Here is a 20582-nt window from a genome sequence, read left to right as displayed (position 1 = left end):
ATAGGAGCAGGAGGCGGATGATGAGCAGAGAACAAGCATATCTGCAAATGCTGGAGTCGACCGCCACTATCCAGTGGAACATTGCAATGATTCTGGAAGCTAAGGCGGTTGAAGCTGAAAAGGTAAAGCAGTGGGCACAGCATCATATCCACGCTAGAGCTTTCGAATCCCACGGTGAGCAGCTAAAGGAATCCCTCTCTATTCACGAAGTCATCGTGGAGATGGTTGAAGGGCTGACCAAACTGGAGAATGGACTCTACAGCAATTTAAAAGCAGTGTTGGGCAGTGGTGAAGATGATGGCGGCGGAGAAGGTTTTGGTGACATGTCAGGTGATGGGTTTAGTTTTGGGGAAGACAGCAAATGAGCGGGGACCGTCTCTCTGAACATGCCGTCAAGCTGGAGATGATCCGCTCCATTTCGCGCAGTCAGGCTGCATTGGCGGCCATCTTGGAGAGCATCGCCGAATTGACGGGGCAATCTGAGCTGACGGCCCGAAAATTGAGCGACAATATTAGAATCCTAAGTGGGTATCAGAGCGCGATGTGCCGGATGATGTCCGGGATTTCACTGCATCAACCGAAACGGGGAATTCCTGCTGCGCCCTGGCTGAGCAAGGCATACGCCGTAGGAACCTCCAGAGATCATGGAGCACAGGAGGAATAGAAGCATGAAGAAAAAAAGCCTTAGAACATTACGTTCGGGCAGAACCCGCAGACGTACATTGCTGCTCTCGCGTAAAACGAAAGTTCGTAGAGGTCTAGCCCGCAAACCTCGCAGAGGGCATGCTCGGAAAATCGTTCGTTACGGTAAGACGAAGAAAGGCCTTTTGGTACGTAAGAAAAGAAGGCTCCGCCGAAAGCTTGTTCGAAAGGTAAGAGTTATTCACACACCGGTACATGTAGTGCCGGCTGTCGAGGCTCCACCTGCTCCACAGGTTATTCCGCTCCCCCCGGACCTGGGCGTTTCGCCGGAAACGCCACCGGCAGACGCCTATCAGCAGGGCTACACCGAAGCATACAACGTGGGGTTCGACGCCGGTTTCGCCAAGGGCTTCGAGGATGGGCATAAACTGGAGTTTAATTAAGCAGCAGGTGAATTAAGAGGAAGGGACCCGGAGATCTAATCTATGACGCGTTATACTGATCTTTCGTGTCCCTCAACTTAGAGGGACTGCTTCCTCTCTGGAATCATCCTACTATCGGAATTTGTCTCCGAATATGATAGACTTCTAAAACGAGAATCTATTTAAACGGTTTTCAGATGTCGATAAGAAAGAGGGGATAGCAGGATGCAAGTAGGAAATGGGATCAGAAAAGCTAGACAGGAAGAGATAGAAGAGATTATGGAATTGATCTCAAAATGTGTACAAGTTATGCAGGCCGCTGGAAGCGACCAGTGGGATGAGCGCTATCCGAATAGAGAGATTATCGAACTGGATATCGCGCAGGGTACCTTATATGTATGTGAAGAGGATCAGGCTATCGCAGGTATTCTTGTATTGGATGAGAATGCTTCTGAGGAATATAAGAAGATCGAGTGGAAGCAAAATCAAGGGCCACATCTGATTATGCATCGGTTAGCAGTCCATCCACAGATTCAGGGTAAAGGGATTGCGACTAGGTTAATTGCTTTTGCAGAGGATTACGCAGCACGTAATGGTTACACAAGTATTCGGTTAGATACTTATGCCAAGAATACTAGAGCACTTGAAATTTATCCTCGCCTTGGTTATGACCATAGAGGTGAAGTGGATTTTCCAAACCGCACGGCGAACTTTCCAGTATTCGAGAAGGTGTTGAAACCGGAACAGCGTCCGGATTCTTCAACATAAACAAGCTGGTTGTGTACTAGAACGATGACTGCGTCTAGGATAGCTGGCGGTAAATAGATGCACAAAGAAAATGCTCCTATGGAGATGGTTGGGTGATCCCTCCATTTCTACATAGGAGCGTTTTTGTGTTTATAAGATTATGGAGATTTTCATTAACGGCAGGTCTGGTATCGTGGGTCAGTATTTTTTTGATCTCGGTTAAGGATGAGCAGTCTATTTCCTGATACGCCGATTAGATAACGAACGTTAACGATATCTTCATCGCTCATATCATCTATCGACAGAACTGCTGTAAGGCGTATTCTTGTTGATGTGCGACCCGTAACGGTGAGTCTTCTTGGGATAAAAGCAATGGTTCCTGTATCTCCCGATATTACGTAGAGTCTGTTGTTTCTAGAAACGGTTTGTAAATTACAGAACATGGTGTTGCTCATTGTAATACCCCAGTATTTTCTAAAATATGAAATGACCTTCGCTCTGGTGCTGAATCTAACCGGCAGACGATAATAATCAGCACCGTCAACGCGGATCACTCTACGGGAATCGGCAGAATCGTAGACCTCGAACCATGCTTTTTCAGCAGCGGCAATGAATGCTTGCAACTCACTTGGGGTTTGAGAAATTGTTGGCATTTGATCTCCTCCTCGCTATTACTTTATTAAAAGCGCGGCTATCGGTTCGGGTAATAGGACGAGTATAAAAAGCGGAATTAATGAGTTATTAGAATAATAGTGCGGAAAACCAAAGTTGGAGTTAGATTTTATAACATAAATAAGGGATGGATTATTTATATTTACGTAAAAACATCTAAATTTAAGTTTTGTGTTATTTTAAATAACTTGTGTTGACACTAAACCTGTCTTTGTTTTATGATTACTTTATTCAAATTTGGAATAGAATAGTTTCTTTTCGTATATCCTTAATAATTGGTTTAAGGGTCTCTACCGGGAACCGTAAATTTCTGGCTACGAAAATATGCTAAGGCATATTTTTGTGGCCTTTTTCTGTTACATCGTGGAGCGGCAAACGAATGAATAATGAGGGGGAGAAGCACAATGGGGAACATCCTAATTAAAAATGCTGAAATCATTACCATGAATAAGCAGGAGGATATGCTTGTCGGGGATGTTCGAATTAAGGACGATATCATCGTAGAGATCGGCACTGACCTGATCCCGAAGGGAGACGAAAAGGTAATCAATGCCACAAACCGGACCTTAATCCCCGGTTTTGTTCAGACACATATTCATTTATGCCAGACGTTATTCCGTGGGAAGGGAGATGATCTGGAGCTTATGGATTGGCTGCGTAAACGGATTTGGCCGTTAGAAGCTGCGCATGATGAAGAATCCCTTTATTATTCGGCGATGCTTGGTATTGGGGAACTGATCTCCAGCGGAACCACTACGATTGTTGATATGGAGACTGTCCATCATACGGACTATGCTTTTCAGGCTATTGCTAAAAGTGGAATTCGGGCATTGTCCGGCAAGGTGATGATGGATCAAAAAGGAGGAGATGTGCCTGAAGCACTGCAAGAAGACACTGCTTCTTCTTTGCAGGAAAGTGTGGATTTGCTTGAAAAATGGAATGGCTATGGCAATGGCCGAATTCAATATGCGTTCTCTCCGCGTTTTGTAATATCCTGCACCGAGCCCTTATTAACCGAGGTACGAGTTCTCTCCGCAAGGTATGATGTGAAGGTCCATACCCATGCTTCTGAGAACTTAGGGGAAATTGAGATTGTGCAGGCGATGACCGGAATGCGTAACATCGTCTACCTGGACCATCTAGGATTAGCTAATGAGCGCTTAATACTGGCGCACTGTGTTTGGCTGGATGCTGAGGAGCGGCGCATATTGCGAGATCGCGGAGTCCATGTAAGTCATTGCCCCGGTTCAAATCTGAAACTAGCCTCTGGAATTGCAGATACACCGGGGATGCTCCATGATCATGTGTCACTAAGTCTAGGTGCTGACGGTGCACCGTGCAATAATAATCTAGATATGTTTAATGAAATGCGCCTTGCGGCAATTATTCAGAAGCCTCAACATGGACCTACGACGATGGATGCGAGAAGTGTATTTCGTATGGCAACTATAGGCGGGGCAAAGGCGGTAGGAATGGAAGAGAAGATCGGCAGTATTGAGGTAGGTAAAAAGGCAGACCTAGTGCTTCTGAATCTCTTCAATTTCCACACCTTCCCCTCCTACGACGTTGATCCTATCTCTAGAATTGTATATTCCGCTACCCGGGCGGATGTGGAAACTACGATTATCGATGGGGAGATCGTGATGGAAAGAGGTCTGTTGAAGACTGTAGATAAAGAAATTGTTCTGAATGAAGCTAACCGTTCTATTAAAAGATTGCTTAAGCATACTTCGATCGTCTAAAGATTGATCAACTCAGAGTTAACAGGGATGTTCCAAAGCCGAAGGGCGGTGGGGCATCTCTTTTTTAGTGGTAAATAATTCTACCATTTTGATAAAAAAAGTAAGTATTGTTATACTAGAACAGCCTGATATTTTACAAAATAATAGAATAGATTTAATATTTCGAACAAATGAACATGTAAGAGGGGATTATTCGTGAAAAAGCAAGGGCAGGATCGTGCCCATTTCTTTATCGTTGTTATATTGTTATGGTTAAAGCTGTTGTTTTTGAGAGTGTTGTTCTTTGATAGAATTGCTTGGGAATGGATTGCAGCGGATGTAGCGCCAGTCCTATTTATCATGGGGATTTTAACAGTGATTACGCCATCTAGGGTGAGAACAACCGTCTATTGGATATTTAATGGTTTTTTATCGCTGTTGCTGTTCGCAGCTAGTGTGTATTTTAATCACTTTGGTTCTGTTCCAACCTATCTAGCCTTATCCGAAATTAATCAGGTATTTCAAGTGAAGGCAAGCGTAGAATCTACTATAAAGAGTATTGATTACTTATTCTTCGCGGATTTTGTTATCTTCGCCATCTACGGCTTGATTCGCAGATGGAGACAAGGAAAAGCCTACCCGCATGAACGCTATAGTTACCGGAAGACAGGATTAGTACAGGTGCTGGTGATTCTGGTATCCATTATTGGAGGTTTTTCTTTATCGGCATATTCTGTTCACTCTGCTCGGGGGATTACGAATGAGCTTGTACAGGCAGAAACTGCCGGATTTATAAATTATGAGGTCGTTGCAGCGATTAAGATTAAAGAAGATAACAATCTTATTGGAACGGGAGATATTAAGGATACGATCGCGAAGGTTGATGCGCTGCAATCTTCCTATCCATATAGTGACAAGCCAGCGGGTACGACTCCTGATTATTTTGGCTCACAAAAGGGTAAAAATGTAATTGTGCTACAATTAGAAGCTTTTCAAAATTTCCCATTGCATCAATCCCTGGATGGGCAAGAATTGACGCCAGTCATGAATAAGTTAGCAGATGAGGGCTTTTATTTCCCTCATGTCTATCAGCAGATTGGTCCAGGGAATACATCTGATGCGGAATTCATGAGCAATACGTCAATTTATCCGATTGGTACGTTGGCCATGTCTACCGGATTCGGGGACAGAGAATTGCCAAGCTTACCACGTCTGCTAAGGGATAAAGGATATGAGGCGTACACCTTTCATGTGAATAAAGTAGGCTTTTGGAATCGGAATGAGCTTTACCCGGCGCTTGGTTTTAACGGCTATTATGATAAAGATTATTTTACGAATGATCATTTTAATGCGTTCGGTGCTTCCGATGAACAGCTGTATATTACGGGTGTCGAGAAATTGGCAGAGCTAAAGAAGAAAGGTACTCCTTTTTACGCGCAGATGGTGACAGCATCGAGTCATCATCCTTTCAAAATCCCGGATTCCTTTAAGAAAATCACTGTGCCTGATAATTTGAAGGATACGATGCTTGGTGATTATTTGACTGCTATAAACTATACTGATTATGCCATAGGTACTTTAATAGAAGGTTTGAAAGAAAATGGATTGTGGGATAACACTGTTCTGGTTATGTATGGTGATCACTTTGGCCTTCAGCCTCAGGATGTTCCGCCGGAGCAAGTGGAAAGCGCACTTGGTGTTCCATATGATTCCCGGATCAGCCGCTTTAATATTCCACTCATTGTGCGTGTGCCGGGAATGGAGCAAGGGAAGGTAGTAGAGCGTACGGGAGGACAACTAGATATCCTTCCTACGATAGCTAATTTAATGGGCGTTTCACTACAACAAGAAGGATTTACAGCATTTGGTCATGACCTGCTCAACATTGATCGTAATGTGTTAGGCATGAGGTATTATTTGCCTTCCGGCTCCTTCTTTAATGATGACATTCTCTATGTCCCTGGAAAAGGATTTGCAGATGGTGAAGCTGTGTCGCTGGATACGCTCAAGCCGGTAACGGATTTCTCGAAATATCAGAGCGATTATGAGTATGTATTGAAGCTAATGAATTTGTCCGACGAATATGTGAAGCTGTTACCACAGAGATAGGGGGAATCATGAAAAAGTTCTGGAAACCGGAGTATCTCGTAAGCCTTGCCGGCTGCGGTCTCATTATTTATCTGCTATTCGTAGGACCTTTTATTGGGGTTGCTGATAATGGAGATTTCCTGCGTATGATGAATACCATCGGTCTGAACTACTATGATACTGCAGCATCGTATACCGACCAGTTTTTTAATTTTAGCCATTCTCGTTTTGCGTATGAGAATTTGTTTAGGGGCTTCTATCCTTCTTCACAGATTTTGGTTGTGCTTGTACCGAGGTTGATCGGCGGTCTCATCCATGGCAGCTTTTTTGATGTTAGATTGCTCGGTGCAGTTTACGGTCTTCTTTTACTGGTGGCGACCTGGCTGCTGGTGAAGTACAATGCTCGCGGCTCTTATGTTACGGGGCTGCTGCTAGGTGCAGCTATTTTGTTTGTATTTTACGATATTGGGTATTTGGCATACTTTAACTCCTTGTTTGGAGAGCCGGTATCGATGGTATTCATGCTGCTAACCTTTGCGCTGGGATTAAGACTTACTAGCCAAGAAAAGCCTACGACTAAAGGGTTAACCTTGTTCTTTATCGCGATTCTGTTTCTGGTCACCTCCAAAATTCAGAATGCGCCGGTTGGGATTGCCTTTGCATTGATCTTCCTGCGGTTTATGACGCTTGATGGTGAACGAAAATGGAGAAAGCTGGCCTTACGCTTTTCGATTGCGATATTTCTGGTATCCATCGTTATGTACGTGACGGCGCCAAAAGAGCTAAAGCATATTAACCTGTATCAGACTGTGTTTTTTGGGATATTAAATGAATCACCGGATGTGAAGGGAGATTTGCAGGATCTCGGATTGCCGGAGCGGTTGGAGGTACTTGCAGGCACGAATTATTTTCAGACAGATACAGTCATTAAACAGGATGATCCATCGCTGGTACCAGATTTCTACGACCGGGTATCCCATAAGGATGTATTGTTCTTCTACTTAAAACATCCAGGACGGTTAATAGATAATATGGAATATGCTGCGAGTAACAGTATGGCGATTCGCCCTTATTATCTAGGGAACTATGAGAAGAGTGAAAATAAGCCAGCAGGCGCATTATCGTATACTTATAGTGGATGGAGCGAATTCAAGAACAAGTATATTCCGCATACGCTTGGATTCCTCTCCCTATTTTATCTGCTGTATTTTGCCGGGGCATTGTTCCAATACTTCCGCAGTAGGGATGTTCGGGGAAGAGTTGCTGGTGAACTGCTGATGTTATTGGGACTGATAGGGATTTTCTCCTTCTTGGTTCCGATTCTTGGGGACGGAAGGGCTGATATCGGTAAGCATTTATTCTTGTTTAATGTGTGCTTCGATATGATGGTTGTAGTCATGTTCGGATGGATTGTGCACAAGCTCGTAGGGATTGTAAGACGTTAAGTTATGGAACAAATCAAACAGCAAGTTTCCGATTATGGAGACTTGCTGTTTTTATTGGTTTATCTATTCATTCATCCTCTAAAAGCTCACGCAGCATGCCCTGACGGTCATTCATAAATGCTTTGGTCACGGTATAGTGCTCCGTCTCCTCCAAGGCGACAGAACGGATGCCCTCACCCTCTAGAAGAAAAATTTCGGCTTCCGGATAGGACATCAGAATAGGTGAATGGGTTGCGATAATAAACTGTGAATCCTGTTGCACTAGCTCATGCATACGCACCAGCAGAGACATTTGCCGCAGCGGAGATAGAGCTGCTTCAGGTTCATCAAGGATATAAAGTCCGCGGCCTCCGAAACGATGAACGAACGCTGCGAAAAAAGACTCTCCGTGAGACTGCTCGTGCAGAGACTTGCCTCCATAGGAGTTCTTGATTGGTGGACCAAAACTAGGCTGTTCATCTAATTCATCAATGTAGGAAGCCACATTATAATAGCTCTCCGCGCGTAGAAAAAAGCCGTCCTTCGGACGTCTAACCCCTCTAGCAATTCTAAAATACTCATAGAGACTCGAATGTGAGGAACGAGTGTTAAAAGAGAAGTTAAGTGTTCCACCTTCAGGGTTAAAGCCCCACGCAGCAGCAATTCCCTCTAACAAGGTAGATTTCCCTGTGCCATTCTCCCCGACAAGAAAGGTTACTGGCTTTTGAAAAATAAGCCGATCCAGTGTTCTTACGGCTGGCAGATGAAATGGATAGGTTTGGAATGATGGAACCTGATCACGAAGCAGTTCTGCATGACGCAAGTAAAGCGTGGTGTTATTCATAGTGCCCCCCCTGTGAATGCCAGAAAATAATCTATTCCGGACAGATATGACGAGATTAGAGCTTCGAGCTAGACCTTTATAGCGCGTGTTCAAAAAGTACGGTTTTCAGCACCGAGAAGCTTGAAAGAAGGTAGAAACTGAGGAGCGGAGGCGTAGTGGAAGCTACGTGAGCACCGGAAGTTTCGCCTGAATTCAATATTCGATGTCGAGTAATCTTCTTGGGGTACTTCGTGATCAAAAGCGGACTTTTTGAACTACCTCTTATAGTATACCAGCATCCTGTGAGTGGATGAAATCTTCTAAGGTTCGGGCAAGCGGGGCAAAAGACAGGGGACATCTGCCAATTTAGTTCTAGTAAAGACAGATGTCCATGAGGCGAGTGCTGACTCCGCATATAGTTATACTGTCTTGAGAATACGACGGGGCAGGGTGAAGGCCGTGAAAGCGAGAAAGAGAAAAAAACACAAGCGTCCGCGAGAATATCGCGACGGTTATCACGAAGGATATCGTCTTGGCATGTGTGAGGCTGTGCAGCGTCTGAATACTCCAGGGGTCGAAGCCTGCCGACCATTTAAGTTAATGTATGTTCCTCAAGGATTTCAGGCGATCGACACTGGCGTAACGGAGGCACTGCAGCAGCTTGTAAGTGAGCTTGTAATAAGCACTCCTGAAACGATGCTGGAAACCGCGGCACGGGAAATGCCTGGAGCAGTATTAGTAATGAATGGACTTCACGTATTCCCGGAAAATCATTTAGAGCAGATTTCAGAGATAAGAAAGCTAGGCATCCCCACCGCCATCTGGTTTGTGGATGATCCTTATTTTACAGAGGACACTTCAGTCATTTGTAGGCACTATGATCACGTATTTACACATGAGCTGGGTTGTGTGGAGTTCTATCAATCCCTTGGAGTGTCATCGGTTCATTATTTGCCACTATGTGTCAATCCAAAGATGTTCTACCCACGCCGTACCGGCCCGCAATATCAGTATGACATTGTATTTATTGGTAATGCATTTCGTAACCGGACAGAGCTGTTCGATGAACTGGCACCTTATCTAAAGGGGAAGAAGGTGCTTATCGCCGGGGGATTTTGGGAACGCCTCGCCACCTATGATCAGCTTACACCTTTTATTAGCAACGGCTTTATTCCGCCTGAGGAAACAGCGAACTACTACAGTGGTGCGAAAATAGTCATTAATATTCACCGCCCGTGGGAAGTAGGACAGGATAACCGGAATAGCTACCGCCTTCCTTCACGTTCCATCAATCCGCGGACCTATGAGATCAGCGCCTGCGGTACTATGCAGCTTACGGATGTTCGTGAGGACCTGGGCAATTATTATCGGCCTGGTTATGATCTGGATACTTTTGGCTCCGCTAAGGAATTGCAGCAGAAGATTGAGTACTATCTGAAGCATGAAAAAGAGCGTCGAATCTACGCCTTACGGGGATTACGGACTACAATGCGCAACCATACATTCACTGCGCGTTTGCCTCATCTGTTGAATGTGATTGCTTCACGTGTATGAAATCAATAACGGGATAAAGGAGCGAGGATTATGAATAATAATGAATTTATTATGCCTACACCACCATTACCTCTGACACCTCCAGAGGAAGAAAAGCTGCGTGGTCGCCTGAGTGGTTTCAAAGGCGGTTATGATGAGGGCTATTTACGGGGGCGTCTTGCAATTCTGAATGGTCGTCCTGAAGAAGTATTTCCTGTACGGAATATTCATGTCATGTATGTCGCTTCTGGCAAAGGATACCCTTACTCCCCTTTAGATGATGCGGTTCTTTGCGCTCTGCAAAAATTAACAGCTCAAGTTACGATAACGGACGTGCGTCAAAATCTAGTAGAGTTGGCTGCAGCGCAAAGACCGGATCTTGTACTGGTATTGGACGGTATGGATTTACCGCTTGAGCAGATCGATGCGATTCGCACTAGTGGCGTCCGGACAGCGATTTGGCTTACAGATGATCCTTATTACACTGACTTTACGATCAAGATTGTAGCACACTACGATTTTGTATTCACACTTGAACGTAATTGTATTGATTTCTACCGGGGACTCGGTTGCCCTGAGGTCCATTATCTCCCCTTTGCTGCTCATCTAGAGCATTACCGTCCTACTACAACACGTTCGTCATTGAATCGGGAAGTTAGCTTTATTGGCTCCGCCTATTGGAACCGGGTCAACTTCTTCCGTGAGATTCTTCCTGACCTGATGAACTATAACACGGTGATTAACGGAATCTGGTGGGATCGTCTGCCTGAGGCCCCGCTGTACGGTGACCGTATTGAAATTGGTAAGTGGATGTCGCCACAAGAAACAGCGGTAGCTTACAGTGGCTCTAAAATCGTCATTAACCTCCACCGCTCGCACATTGATGAAGTAGTTAACAACAATACGCTCTCGATTCCAGCTGTTTCTCCTAATCCGCGTACCTTTGAAATTGCAGCAACAGGCACATTGCAATTAGTGGATGCCAGAGATGATATGGGATCTTTCTACAAACCGGGTGAAGAAATTGAGACCTTTGCAAGCCCTCAGGAAATGATGGATAAAATCCGTTATTACCTAACCCATGAGGAGGAACGCCGGGCGATCGCACTGCGCGCTTTTGAACGGACGCTTAAGGATCACACCTACGCAAAACGTATTTACCAGATGTTAGCGGTAATTTACGGCTAGGCTTGTTTCTGAACTGGATATGGAAATGTGCGTTTAGCAGGGGACAGGTGTCGTGCCGGCATCTGTTTTTCCTCGATATACTGTAGAACCGGCCTCAGCGTATGCCTGTAACCTATGAAAAGAAATTTCAGCTGGAGCGGATTGAATAGCTGAGTGGCGGGGGCTCGGGAAAAGCGGATGCTTTCGAGGCGAGTTTTACTGCGAAGTAAGAGATTGAGCAACGCTTCGTAAAACTTTTAGGGAGGTGAATGGCTGCTCCAGGCCCTCGTTAGGGAGCGCCGAAACGCCATGGCTGATAAAGCTACAATCGTCCTCTTTTCACATGTATCCAATACACGCAGTATTACCGGAGCGGAGAAGCTGTTGTTGTTTTTCGCTCAGGAGCTTTCTCCGTACTTTAATTGTATTCTCGTTGCACCTCAGGACGGCAAGCTGACTGCTCAGGCTCGAAGCTGCGGAATAAGTGTACAGTTGCTCTCGATTCCTCTTTTATACGGAATGTACACTCCTTATGCAGGGCTCGAGGCAGATGCTCGTAAATTTCAGGAAGGCAGGGAGTATCACGAATTAACAGACTGGCTAGCCTCTCTGCGCCCGTCGTTTATAATTACAAGTACCTGTGTGCATGCTTTGCCGGCAATGGCTGCCAAGTCACTGGGCATTCCGGTGGTATGGAAAATATCAGAGACGATAACTGACAATGAATATACACCCATTAGTGTAGGGCTGATTCATCGGAATAGTGATGAGATTCTGTCTATTTCACAGACGGCAGCAGCTTGCTTTCCAGAGGAAGTGAGAGCGGAGAAAGTAATCCAGCTACCCCCTTCTTGGAATGACAAAGAGATGATGATTGAGGCTTGGAGCAAGCTTCGGGGCGAACACCGGCGAGAGCTAAGGATTAAACCGCAGGAGCAGCTGGTCGGTTATATTTCTTCCTTTATTAATAAGGAAAAAGGATTGGAACATTTTGTGAAAATGGCTGTGCTTGTGTACGCAGTCCATCCCAATACGAAATTTGTTGTCATAGGCTCAGCCGGTGACAAAAGCTACTATGATCGCTGTGTCCGCAAGGTAAAGCTTGAGGGACTGTATACCCGCTTTAAATTTGTTGGTTATGCTGAATGTCTTCCATCTGCTTATTGCGCGATGGATGTACTGGTTGTTCCCAGTCTGATCCGTGAAGGCTTTGGAATGACCGCTTTGGAAGGAATGGCTTTTGGAAAGCCCGTAGTCGCTTACGACTCCGGGGGCTTGCGGGAGATTCTGCACGCAGCAGGCTGCAGCGAAAATCTCGTCCCAGCGTCGGACATTTCCGCGCTGGCCGAAAGAGTCAACGTCATGCTGGCGCAGCCGGGACTGGCGATAACCATAGGCGCCCAAGCGCGGGAGCGCGTCGACGCCGTTTATGGCCCAGCGGCTTATCGGAGCCGCCTGCAGGGTCTTGCGGAGATGTGGAGCCTCCGCTATTGCAGCGCACCGCCGGTGCGCGAGGCAGACAGCGTGGTGGAATCACCCGCTGTCCTGCCTGAACTGCCCGCAGCATCGCCGGCTTTGCCGCCGCGAAGCAAGGGCCTGCCGAGCCGCGTCGCCCGCAAGCGGCGCGGCAAAGTCCGGGCGCGCCGGCGAAGCGGTCGCCCGTTGGTTTTGCGCCGCGCTGCTCGCAAGCGGCGTAAGGGTTCTGCCCGGCGGCGGAGCACCGCCGGGGGCAAGCGCCGCCGGGCCCGCCGGAGTGGGCGGCGGCGCACGGCGTAAATGCTCCGCTTGCCGCGAAGGTGGCTAGCGGAGCAAGAGGGGAAAAATCCCCCAGATTGCCGCGAATCCGGCCAAATGAGCAAAAAGAGGTGTATAAATCCCCCAGATTGCTACGAATCCGGCCGAATGAGCGAAAAGAGGTGTATAAATCCCCCAGATTGCTACGAATTCGGCCGAATGAGCAAACAGAGGGGTAAAAATCCCCCAGATTGCCGCGAATCCGGCCAAATGAGCGAAAAGAGGGGTAAAAATCCCCCAGGTTGCCGCGAATCCGGCCAAATGAGCGAAAAGAGGGGTAAAAATCCCCCAGATTGCCGCGAATCCGGCCAAATGAGCAAAAAGAGGTGTATAAATCCCCCAGATTGCCGCGAATCCAGTCAAATGGGCGGAAAGAAGGGTAAAAACCCCCCAGATTGCCCGCGAATCCGGCCGGAAACGCGCAATAAACAGTATAACTCTCGTAGATTATCCGAGTCCAGATAAGAGCCCTATTCTTTTCACACTCAGTCCACCCGACTGAGCCAAGACAGACCATCATCAAACAGGCAGGGGAGTGAACTCATGAAGATCATGACGATTTTGGGCACGAGGCCTGAAATCATCCGCCTCAGTGTTATCATTCCGCTTCTCGACGAACATGCTGAGCGGCACATTCTGGTGCATACCGGTCAGAACTTCACCGCCAGTCTCAGTGGCATTTTCTTTGCGGAGCTGGGACTGCGAGCGCCGGATTATGTGCTGCAGGATAAGCAAGCAGGACTCGGCGGCCAGCTTGCCGCTATGTTCGGAGGGCTAGAAAGCATTTTACAGAAAGAACAGCCAGACCGTGTCTTGCTTCTGGGGGATACGAATAGCGCGCTATGCGCGATTTTGGCGGAACGAATGGGTATTCCGGTGGTGCATATGGAAGCGGGGAACCGCTGCTATGACCTAAAAGTGCCCGAAGAGAAAAACCGCCGTGTCATAGATGCCGTTTCAACCATTAATATGCCATATACACAGCAGAGTAAAAGACATCTAATTAGCGAAGGCTTCCCTAGCAGACGTATTGTGTTAACTGGAAATCCGATTCATGAGGTCATGACTCATTTTGAAGCAAGGATCCAGTCTAGCAGCATTCTGGAGCAGCTGAAGCTTACCTCAGGGCAGTATTTCCTTGTAACAGCACACCGTGCAGAGAATGTAGATGATCCAGAGTCCCTTGTACAAATTATGTCAGGTCTTAACGCTGTGGCTGAGCATTTTGGAATTCGTTTAATATGCAGCATTCATCCTCGCACTCGCTCCAAACTAACCGAGCAATTCTCTCTTCCAATGAACCCTCTCGTTGAATTTCATGAGCCCTTCGGATTTTTTGATTTTGTTTATTTGGAACAGCATGCCTTGTGTGCCATCACCGACAGCGGGACCGTACAGGAGGAATGCTGCTTGATGAAAGTGCCAACCGTGACGATTCGCAGAACAACGGAGCGTCCAGAAACGGTGGATTGCGGAAGTAATGTGGTGTCAGGTGTAGATCAGAACAATATTCTGCGCAGCGTCAAGCTGATGACGGCGCTTCGCCGGGATTGGGTGGCTCCGGAAGGTTACTTGACTCCGGATGTTTCGGTAAAGGTAGTTAAATTTTTGCTTGGAGGGAACCTGCATGTTCAATAATAAACGGATTGTGGTCACAGGCGGCACCGGTTCCTGGGGGCATGAACTGATTAGGCAACTTCTGCCTCAAAATCCTAAGGAAATCATCGTATTCTCCCGCAGCGAATCTGCACAAGTGGCAATGAGCCGGGAGTTCGAGGATCACCGTCTCAGTTTTATCATTGGCGATATCCGTGACAAGGATGCGCTGATCGCCGCCTGCCGCGGCGTGGATTACATCTTCCATTTGGCGGCACTTAAGCATGTTCCGGTCTGTGAAGATCAGCCCTATGAAGCACTTAAAACCAATGTAGTCGGTACCCAGAATGTGATTGAAGCTGCCATTGTGAATGGTGTTGAGAAAGCCATTTACATCTCTACTGATAAGGCAGCGAACCCGTCGAACTTCTATGGGATGACCAAAGCGATTGGGGAAAAATTGTTCGTCTACGCCAACCTAATTGGCTCAAACACCCGTTTTGTAACCGTGCGTGGAGGTAATGTGCTCGGAACGAACGGCAGCGTAGTGCACTTGTTCATGAAGCAGATCAAGGACAAGGGACAGGTACGCATTACTGATATGAAAATGACCCGCTTCTTTTTCACATTACGCGATGCGATAACCTTGTTATTTAAAGCCTCTGAGGTTAGCTTAGGTGGAGAAATCTTTGTCATGACGATGCCGACCTGCCGGATTATCGATTTGGCAGAGGTGTTAATCGAAGCCTCTGGAGAGTCCAATGTAAGTATTGTTGAGACCGGAATTCGTCCTGGGGAGAAAATACACGAGATTCTAATGAGTGATTTCGAAAGCTTAACCACTGTCGTCTACGATGAACAGTATCTAGTAATTCTCCCTACGCTGAACATGCCGGAATTAAAGGCACATTATAGCGCTTATCCTCATGTCTCCTTTAATAGCTTCAGTTCAGAGACAAATCTAATGGATCAGGAAGAGATCAAAAGCATCCTGATTCGGGGAGGGTTTCTGCAATGAAGCTGCTTATCCTTGGTGGAAACGGTATGGCGGGGCATATGCTGGCGGATTATTTTCGCCGCCAGGGCAAGCATCACGTCTTCCATACAACCCGGGATAAGAGCGATCTTGGCGGGCTGTATGTAGATGCGAACGATATAGCCGGAGTAGAGAAGCTGGTCGATATCGTCTCCCCTCATTGCATCATTAATGCGATGGGGGTACTCAATCAATTCGCAGAACGTGACAGAATTGGAGCTTACCACGTGAATGGATTTCTTCCTCACCACTTGTGGCGAATGGCGGAAGCTGTTCACGCAAGACTTATTCATATCAGTACCGACTGCGTGTTTGAAGGAACACGCGGGGGGTACACAGAAGAGGATGTACCTGATGGCACGTCATCTTATGCGATTTCAAAAAGTCTTGGCGAGGTGCGGCAACCTGGACATCTTACAATCCGCACTTCGATTATTGGTCCGGAAATCCGTTCAGGCGGTATTGGTCTGATGGATTGGTTCCTGTCACAGAGTGGTCAAGTGTCAGGATACCGCCGGGTGATGTGGAATGGGGTCACTACACTCCAATTAGCCAAAGCAGTAGATACACTGCTGGATTCCACGGTATCGGGGCTGATCCATTTAGCGCATCCGAAGCCGGTGAGCAAGTATGAGCTGCTTCAGTATATTCAGGCTGCTTTTCATAAAGAGGATGTGGAAATCATTCCTGAGGATGAACATGTCCAAGATCGTACATTAGTGAATACAAGAACGGATGTTAACTTTCCGTTGCCTTCGTACCCCCTGATGCTGCAAGAACTGGCTGACTGGATGAAACAGTCAGAGATGTCCCCATGAAAGGGCAAAAACTACTAATCACCGGGGCGGCCGGATTCACCGGTCGACATGCTGTTCATTTGTTCTCGGCAGGAGGCGCTGAGGTTACCGCTGTGGTACGTCCGTCATCAACAGCGGGTGTCCTGGCTTCCGCTGTGTTTCCAGAAGGAGTAAAGGTTTATCACTGTGATTTAAGCAATCGGAAGGCCGTAGCTGAGATGATCAAGGAAACTTCACCGGAGGCTGTCCTTCATTTGGCAGGAAACAATTCGGTGCCCGAGTCTTGGCGCAACCCTTTGCTCTTTATGGAGACGAATGTGATGGCTACGTTATATTTGCTAGAGGCGATGCGAAGTTTACCTGCCAGTCGGATTCTTGTAGCAGGCTCACGGCTTAAATTCAAACCGGGTGTGGTGGCAGGACCACCACATCCATATAGCCTTAGCAAAACAATAGAAGAGCTGGTGTCCCTAGCTTGGGGCACCTTGTTTAAACAGCCCGTTCTACTGGCTGAGCCCTGCAACCTGATCGGTCCCGGTCCTTCTACCGGCTTCTGCTCATTATTGGCACAGCATATTGTTCGTAGTGAAGTGTATGCAGGCGAAGAAATCCCTCCCTTTAAACTTTCCTCTCGCTATGCCTTACGTGATTTTTTGGATGTACGCGATGCTGTAAGAGCTTATGACCTTATATTGCGCGAAGGTACCAATGGAACCATCTATCGAATTGATTCAGGAATACAGCGGCCACTTGGAGATATCTCGGAGCAACTGATAAGCCTTTCCACAACTTCGGTTCCAATGGACTGGGGACCAGAACTAGCTGCACCCTCTATTCTAGAAAACGGAGTGGCGGGGGATAGACTAATCCCTTCAGATGCTTCGGCAACACCGGAGGAAGATGTATCTTCCCTGGGCTGGAAGCCAGAAATTGAGTTTAGTCAGTCCTTAACAGATATTTTGGACTATTGCCGTGCGAACTGGGAAGGACGGATGTTATGAGACCGAAAGTATCGGTAGTGATTCCTTTTTATAACTGCCCTTATATAGAGCATGCTTTACAAAGTGTGCTATCACAGTCTTGGGAGCCTTACGAGATCATTGTCGTTGATGACGGCTCGACCGTTCATTCAGAACTGATAAGACCGTATTTTCCGCGAATTCATTATTTGGGAAAAAGCAACGGAGGAACCGCCTCCGCACTGAATCACGGCATCTTGCATGCAACTGGAGATTATGTGGCATGGCTCAGCTCAGATGACTTATTCTACCGTGACAAAATCAATAATCAGGTGCTGTTCATGGAGCAGAACCACCTGTTCATCTCTTATACCAACTTCAATTATATTAACGGTCAATCTCAGTTACTTCAGATGAACGCCGCACTTCTGTTTCCGAATCAGTTGGAGTATTTACGTTGCTTTCTGCACGGTAACCCTATTAATGGCTGTACGGTGATGTTCAAAAGAGAGGTGTTTGGAGCGATTGGACTTTTTAATGAATCACTTCCCTATACACATGACTATGATTTATGGTACCGTGCGATTCTGAACGGTTATGCACCCGCGATGCTGAATCAGTCACTCACTGCTTACCGTAATCATGAAGGGATGGGGACGCTTAAATATTACGATGTCATTATGGCAGAGGCTGCTGCAACTAACGCTCGCTACAAGGCTCCGCTCCAGCACTTGATCTCTTCTATGGGGGGGTAAGAAAGTTATGTACCGGGAAATTGAAGTGAATGACTTTCTACCAATCTTATTGGAGCAGTTAAAATTCTGTGAAAGTATACTGGATATCGGCAGTGGCACCGGTACCCTGCTTGAACGGTATGAAGCCGCAGTAGTCCTTGGACTAGAAATTCACAGACCTTACCTGCTGCATCGTGAATATAAAGCACCTCATATTATTCCTGTGCACGGGGATGCTTGTCATATGGATAAATTATTCCTTCCAAAGACGTTCTCAGCGGTCACTTTTATCGATTCAATTGAACACTTTGAAAGGAAGGAAGGACAAAGATTACTCGGGATGGCAGAGAGAATCGCCTATAATCGTGTAGTCGTATTTACACCTCGGGGTTTTTTTCCGCAGGAGGGAATGGATCATTATCACTTGCAAGGAGAACATTATCAAAAGCACCGGAGCGGATGGGAACCAGAGGACTTTATAGAGCTGGGGTATGCTGTAACAGTACTTAAAGGTTTTCATCATGCTCAAAACCCATCGTTTCGTGAGGCGTTTGGTGAAGGTCATGCTCCGGTAGATGCCTTATTGGCTTGCAAAACAGTATAAAGGCCGAGCTTCAGGTGAAGGAGGTGAGCGCATGAGTGAAGAACCTAAAGTGTCGGTGGTCATTCCTTTTTATAACTGTCCATATGTGGATCTCGCCATCCAAAGCGTTTTGGAACAAAGCTATTCGAACATAGAGACCATTGTAATTGATGATGGGTCTACGCTTTGGATGGAGAAGCTTGAACCTTTCAGGGATAAGATTGTTTATATACGAAAAAACAATGGAGGAACCGCCTCCGCGTTAAATAAAGGAATAGATGCGGCTACCGGAACTTATTTTGCCTGGCTAAGCGCTGATGATTTATTTCATCCGAATAAAATCAAACACCAGATGCAAATGCTCAAGAGGACAGGTACTTCGTTTAATTATACAGCCTATTATTATATAAACGAGCAGGGTGAGCGGATTTCCGAGACGATAAGTATGATTTTTGACAGCAGGGCAAAGTTTATTGAGACCATGATGTTAGGCTGCCCGGTGAATGGAAGTACGGTCCTTCTTCATATGGGTATCTTCCGCGCAGTTGGGAAATTTAATGAGAGATTATTATATACACAAGATTATGATCTTTGGCTGCGTATTTTACCGTATTATACATGGTCTTATATAGAGGAACCGCTGCTTGATTACCGAGTTCATAATGAGATGGGCTCAGTCATTCACAAAGAGGAGCAGAAAAAGGAGATTGAACAAGTACAAGCAAAACATCACAGGGTTTTATCGCGGTTGTTGCAAAAGGAGAGAGGGAGATGAAGTTCATATTTCCTGTTCTAACTCTTACCAGAGGCGGGGCCCAGCGTATGCTAGCGGAATTGGCTAATCGTTTGACAGAGATTGGTCATGAAGTAACGATTCTTTTACCCAGCGATGGTGTTGTAGAATACGAGATGGAATGTGAGCTGCTCTATGCAAAAGAAGGTGAACTGGCAGCAAGCGATTTTCCAGTAGGAGATGTGATTATTTCCAACTTCTATACCACAGTTGAAGTATCGCAGCGGGCAAGTGAAGAGGGTAAAGGTGTTCATGTTCGATTGGCGCTTTGTTATGAGCCGGCCTTTTTACCTGACAATAGCCGTTCTTTTTCATCATATAATATTGCGACAAACCTACTCGTTCTATCACGCTGGCAACAAGGAATTGTCCAAATGAATCATGGCATTAAAGGGAGAATTGTACCGATCGGGGTAGGTCCCGTCTTTAAAAATATGCAAGTCCGTGATCCTAAAAAAAGGCTGGTAGTTTCTGCGATTATGCGCAAGCCAGAGGGTGGATTCTCAGCTCACCGTGAGCAGGATTATTTACTTCAGCAATTAAACAAGGTTAAAGCCTACCACCCGGAGGTTGAACTGTATTTGATTTCTCCTCCCGGAGAACAAGCGGAATCTGCAACGCTGCAAACCCTGGTGAACGATGAACGTTACCAAATAAGGACTCCAGCGGATGATACAGAACTCTGTTTCCATTATAGTGAGAGCGACATTTTTGTGAGTTCGAGTACGTATGATACAGGTTCGTTGCCAGGGATTGAGGCTATGCGTTGTGGTGCAGCGGTCGTTACGGTTTACTCAGGTGGGAATATGGAATATTGCACGCATGGCCATAACTGCTTAATGTCCTACCGATTTCAGAATCGGCTCGCAGATGATATTATAACCTTAATCAGAGATCCGGCTTTACGCCAACGATTAGCTCGTAAGGGTGAACAGGTTTCACAGAATTTCACTTGGGAAAAAAGCACACAAATATTTCAAAATGCGTTGTTTGAGATTGTATCAAGAAATCCATCTTAGTATGTCCCACAATTATAAAAGAACCTTCAAAT

At 46.3% G+C, this 20582-nt stretch carries 21 protein-coding genes and 1 riboswitch; of the genes, 18 read left to right on the top strand and 3 right to left on the bottom strand.

The genetic code is table 11. The features are described 5' to 3' along the window. Window positions 1–20: 20 nt before the first annotated feature. The 4 genes from R50345_RS24715 (at window position 21) to R50345_RS24700 (ending at window position 1832) form a co-directional block, all read left to right on the top strand. Window positions 21–365: an alpha-helical endospore appendage domain-containing protein gene (locus R50345_RS24715; protein WP_042130854.1), complete on the top strand. Its 345-nt coding sequence runs from the start codon at window positions 21–23 to the stop codon at window positions 363–365. Continuing rightward, complete coding sequence (locus tag R50345_RS24710) at window positions 362–664, top strand: hypothetical protein (RefSeq protein WP_042130853.1); 303 nt, start codon at window positions 362–364, stop codon at window positions 662–664. Before R50345_RS24715 ends, R50345_RS24710 begins: the two co-directional genes overlap by 4 nt. A 4-nt stretch (window positions 665–668) precedes the next feature. Then, on the top strand, window positions 669–1085 hold the full coding sequence (locus tag R50345_RS24705; RefSeq protein WP_042130852.1) for a FliH/SctL family protein: 417 nt from the start codon (window positions 669–671) through the stop codon (window positions 1083–1085). 204 nt (window positions 1086–1289) lie between these two features. Beyond that, complete coding sequence (locus R50345_RS24700) at window positions 1290–1832, top strand: GNAT family N-acetyltransferase (RefSeq protein WP_042130851.1); 543 nt, start codon at window positions 1290–1292, stop codon at window positions 1830–1832. 152 nt (window positions 1833–1984) lie between these two features. Here the strand turns inward: R50345_RS24700 and R50345_RS24695 are convergent, their stop codons facing one another. After that, window positions 1985–2464 (bottom strand): DL-endopeptidase inhibitor IseA family protein, encoded by a 480-nt coding sequence (locus tag R50345_RS24695; protein ID WP_042130850.1) that lies wholly within the window; start codon window positions 2462–2464, stop codon window positions 1985–1987. 257 nt (window positions 2465–2721) lie between these two features. Then, a riboswitch (purine riboswitch) is annotated at window positions 2722–2820 on the top strand. Between the two features lie 67 nt (window positions 2821–2887). Between R50345_RS24695 and R50345_RS24690 the strand changes: the two genes are divergently transcribed. The 3 genes from R50345_RS24690 to wsfD all read left to right on the top strand — a co-directional run bounded on the left by R50345_RS24690 (window position 2888) and on the right by wsfD (window position 7737). Continuing rightward, window positions 2888–4225, top strand: a complete 1338-nt coding sequence (locus R50345_RS24690) for a 5'-deoxyadenosine deaminase (RefSeq protein ID WP_042130849.1) — start codon at window positions 2888–2890, stop codon at window positions 4223–4225. Window positions 4226–4420: 195 nt separating this feature from the next. Then, window positions 4421–6313, top strand: a complete 1893-nt coding sequence (locus R50345_RS24685) for an LTA synthase family protein (protein WP_042130848.1) — start codon at window positions 4421–4423, stop codon at window positions 6311–6313. 8 nt (window positions 6314–6321) lie between these two features. Next, complete coding sequence (gene wsfD / locus R50345_RS24680) at window positions 6322–7737, top strand: glycan biosynthesis hexose transferase WsfD (RefSeq protein WP_042130847.1); 1416 nt, start codon at window positions 6322–6324, stop codon at window positions 7735–7737. A 67-nt stretch (window positions 7738–7804) separates the two neighbouring features. Here the strand turns inward: wsfD and R50345_RS24675 are convergent, their stop codons facing one another. Further along, complete coding sequence (locus tag R50345_RS24675) at window positions 7805–8560, bottom strand: AAA family ATPase (protein WP_042130846.1); 756 nt, start codon at window positions 8558–8560, stop codon at window positions 7805–7807. A gap of 516 nt (window positions 8561–9076) precedes the next feature. Between R50345_RS24675 and R50345_RS24670 the strand changes: the two genes are divergently transcribed. The 3 genes from R50345_RS24670 (at window position 9077) to R50345_RS24660 (ending at window position 13015) form a co-directional block, all read left to right on the top strand. After that, the gene (locus R50345_RS24670; RefSeq protein WP_081954181.1) at window positions 9077–10093 is read left to right on the top strand and encodes a CgeB family protein; all 1017 of its coding nucleotides are present in this window, start codon (window positions 9077–9079) and stop codon (window positions 10091–10093) included. A gap of 51 nt (window positions 10094–10144) precedes the next feature. After that, window positions 10145–11260 carry a CgeB family protein gene (locus R50345_RS24665; protein ID WP_042132451.1) on the top strand — a complete coding sequence of 372 codons (1116 nt, stop codon included), beginning with the start codon at window positions 10145–10147 and terminating at the stop codon, window positions 11258–11260. A 288-nt stretch (window positions 11261–11548) separates the two neighbouring features. Next, entirely contained in the window at window positions 11549–13015 is a 1467-nt protein-coding gene (locus R50345_RS24660; protein ID WP_052414726.1) for a glycosyltransferase family 4 protein, read from the top strand. A gap of 24 nt (window positions 13016–13039) precedes the next feature. On the opposite strand, the gene R50345_RS24655 is transcribed toward R50345_RS24660, so the two are convergent. Beyond that, the gene (locus tag R50345_RS24655; protein WP_042130844.1) at window positions 13040–13396 is read right to left on the bottom strand and encodes a hypothetical protein; all 357 of its coding nucleotides are present in this window, start codon (window positions 13394–13396) and stop codon (window positions 13040–13042) included. Between the two features lie 180 nt (window positions 13397–13576). On the opposite strand from R50345_RS24655, the gene wecB reads away from it, so the two are divergent. The 8 genes from wecB to R50345_RS24615 are packed head-to-tail and all read left to right on the top strand — an operon-like array spanning window position 13577 to window position 20550. After that, window positions 13577–14671, top strand: coding sequence for a non-hydrolyzing UDP-N-acetylglucosamine 2-epimerase (gene wecB, locus R50345_RS24650; RefSeq protein WP_042130843.1), 1095 nt, complete (start codon window positions 13577–13579; stop codon window positions 14669–14671). Continuing rightward, on the top strand, window positions 14661–15647 hold the full coding sequence (locus R50345_RS24645) for a polysaccharide biosynthesis protein (protein WP_042130842.1): 987 nt from the start codon (window positions 14661–14663) through the stop codon (window positions 15645–15647). The genes wecB and R50345_RS24645 overlap by 11 nt, the downstream gene beginning before the upstream one ends. Continuing rightward, entirely contained in the window at window positions 15644–16483 is an 840-nt protein-coding gene (locus tag R50345_RS24640; protein ID WP_042130841.1) for a dTDP-4-dehydrorhamnose reductase family protein, read from the top strand. The genes R50345_RS24645 and R50345_RS24640 overlap by 4 nt, the downstream gene beginning before the upstream one ends. Then, window positions 16480–17463: an NAD-dependent epimerase/dehydratase family protein gene (locus R50345_RS24635; RefSeq protein ID WP_042130840.1), complete on the top strand. Its 984-nt coding sequence runs from the start codon at window positions 16480–16482 to the stop codon at window positions 17461–17463. The genes R50345_RS24640 and R50345_RS24635 overlap by 4 nt, the downstream gene beginning before the upstream one ends. Further along, entirely contained in the window at window positions 17460–18176 is a 717-nt protein-coding gene (locus R50345_RS24630; protein WP_042130839.1) for a glycosyltransferase, read from the top strand. Before R50345_RS24635 ends, R50345_RS24630 begins: the two co-directional genes overlap by 4 nt. Window positions 18177–18183: 7 nt before the next feature. Beyond that, window positions 18184–18759, top strand: coding sequence for a class I SAM-dependent methyltransferase (locus tag R50345_RS24625; protein ID WP_042130838.1), 576 nt, complete (start codon window positions 18184–18186; stop codon window positions 18757–18759). 31 nt (window positions 18760–18790) lie between these two features. Then, window positions 18791–19513 (top strand): glycosyltransferase, encoded by a 723-nt coding sequence (locus R50345_RS24620; RefSeq protein ID WP_042130837.1) that lies wholly within the window; start codon window positions 18791–18793, stop codon window positions 19511–19513. After that, window positions 19510–20550 (top strand): glycosyltransferase family 4 protein, encoded by a 1041-nt coding sequence (locus tag R50345_RS24615; RefSeq protein WP_042130836.1) that lies wholly within the window; start codon window positions 19510–19512, stop codon window positions 20548–20550. Before R50345_RS24620 ends, R50345_RS24615 begins: the two co-directional genes overlap by 4 nt. Window positions 20551–20582 lie beyond the last annotated feature (32 nt).

This window comes from Paenibacillus sp. FSL R5-0345 (assembly GCF_000758585.1).
Lineage (GTDB): Bacteria > Bacillota > Bacilli > Paenibacillales > Paenibacillaceae > Paenibacillus_AQ.
Note: the sequence above shows the minus strand (reverse complement) of the source record. Positions and strands in the feature narration are given on the sequence as shown.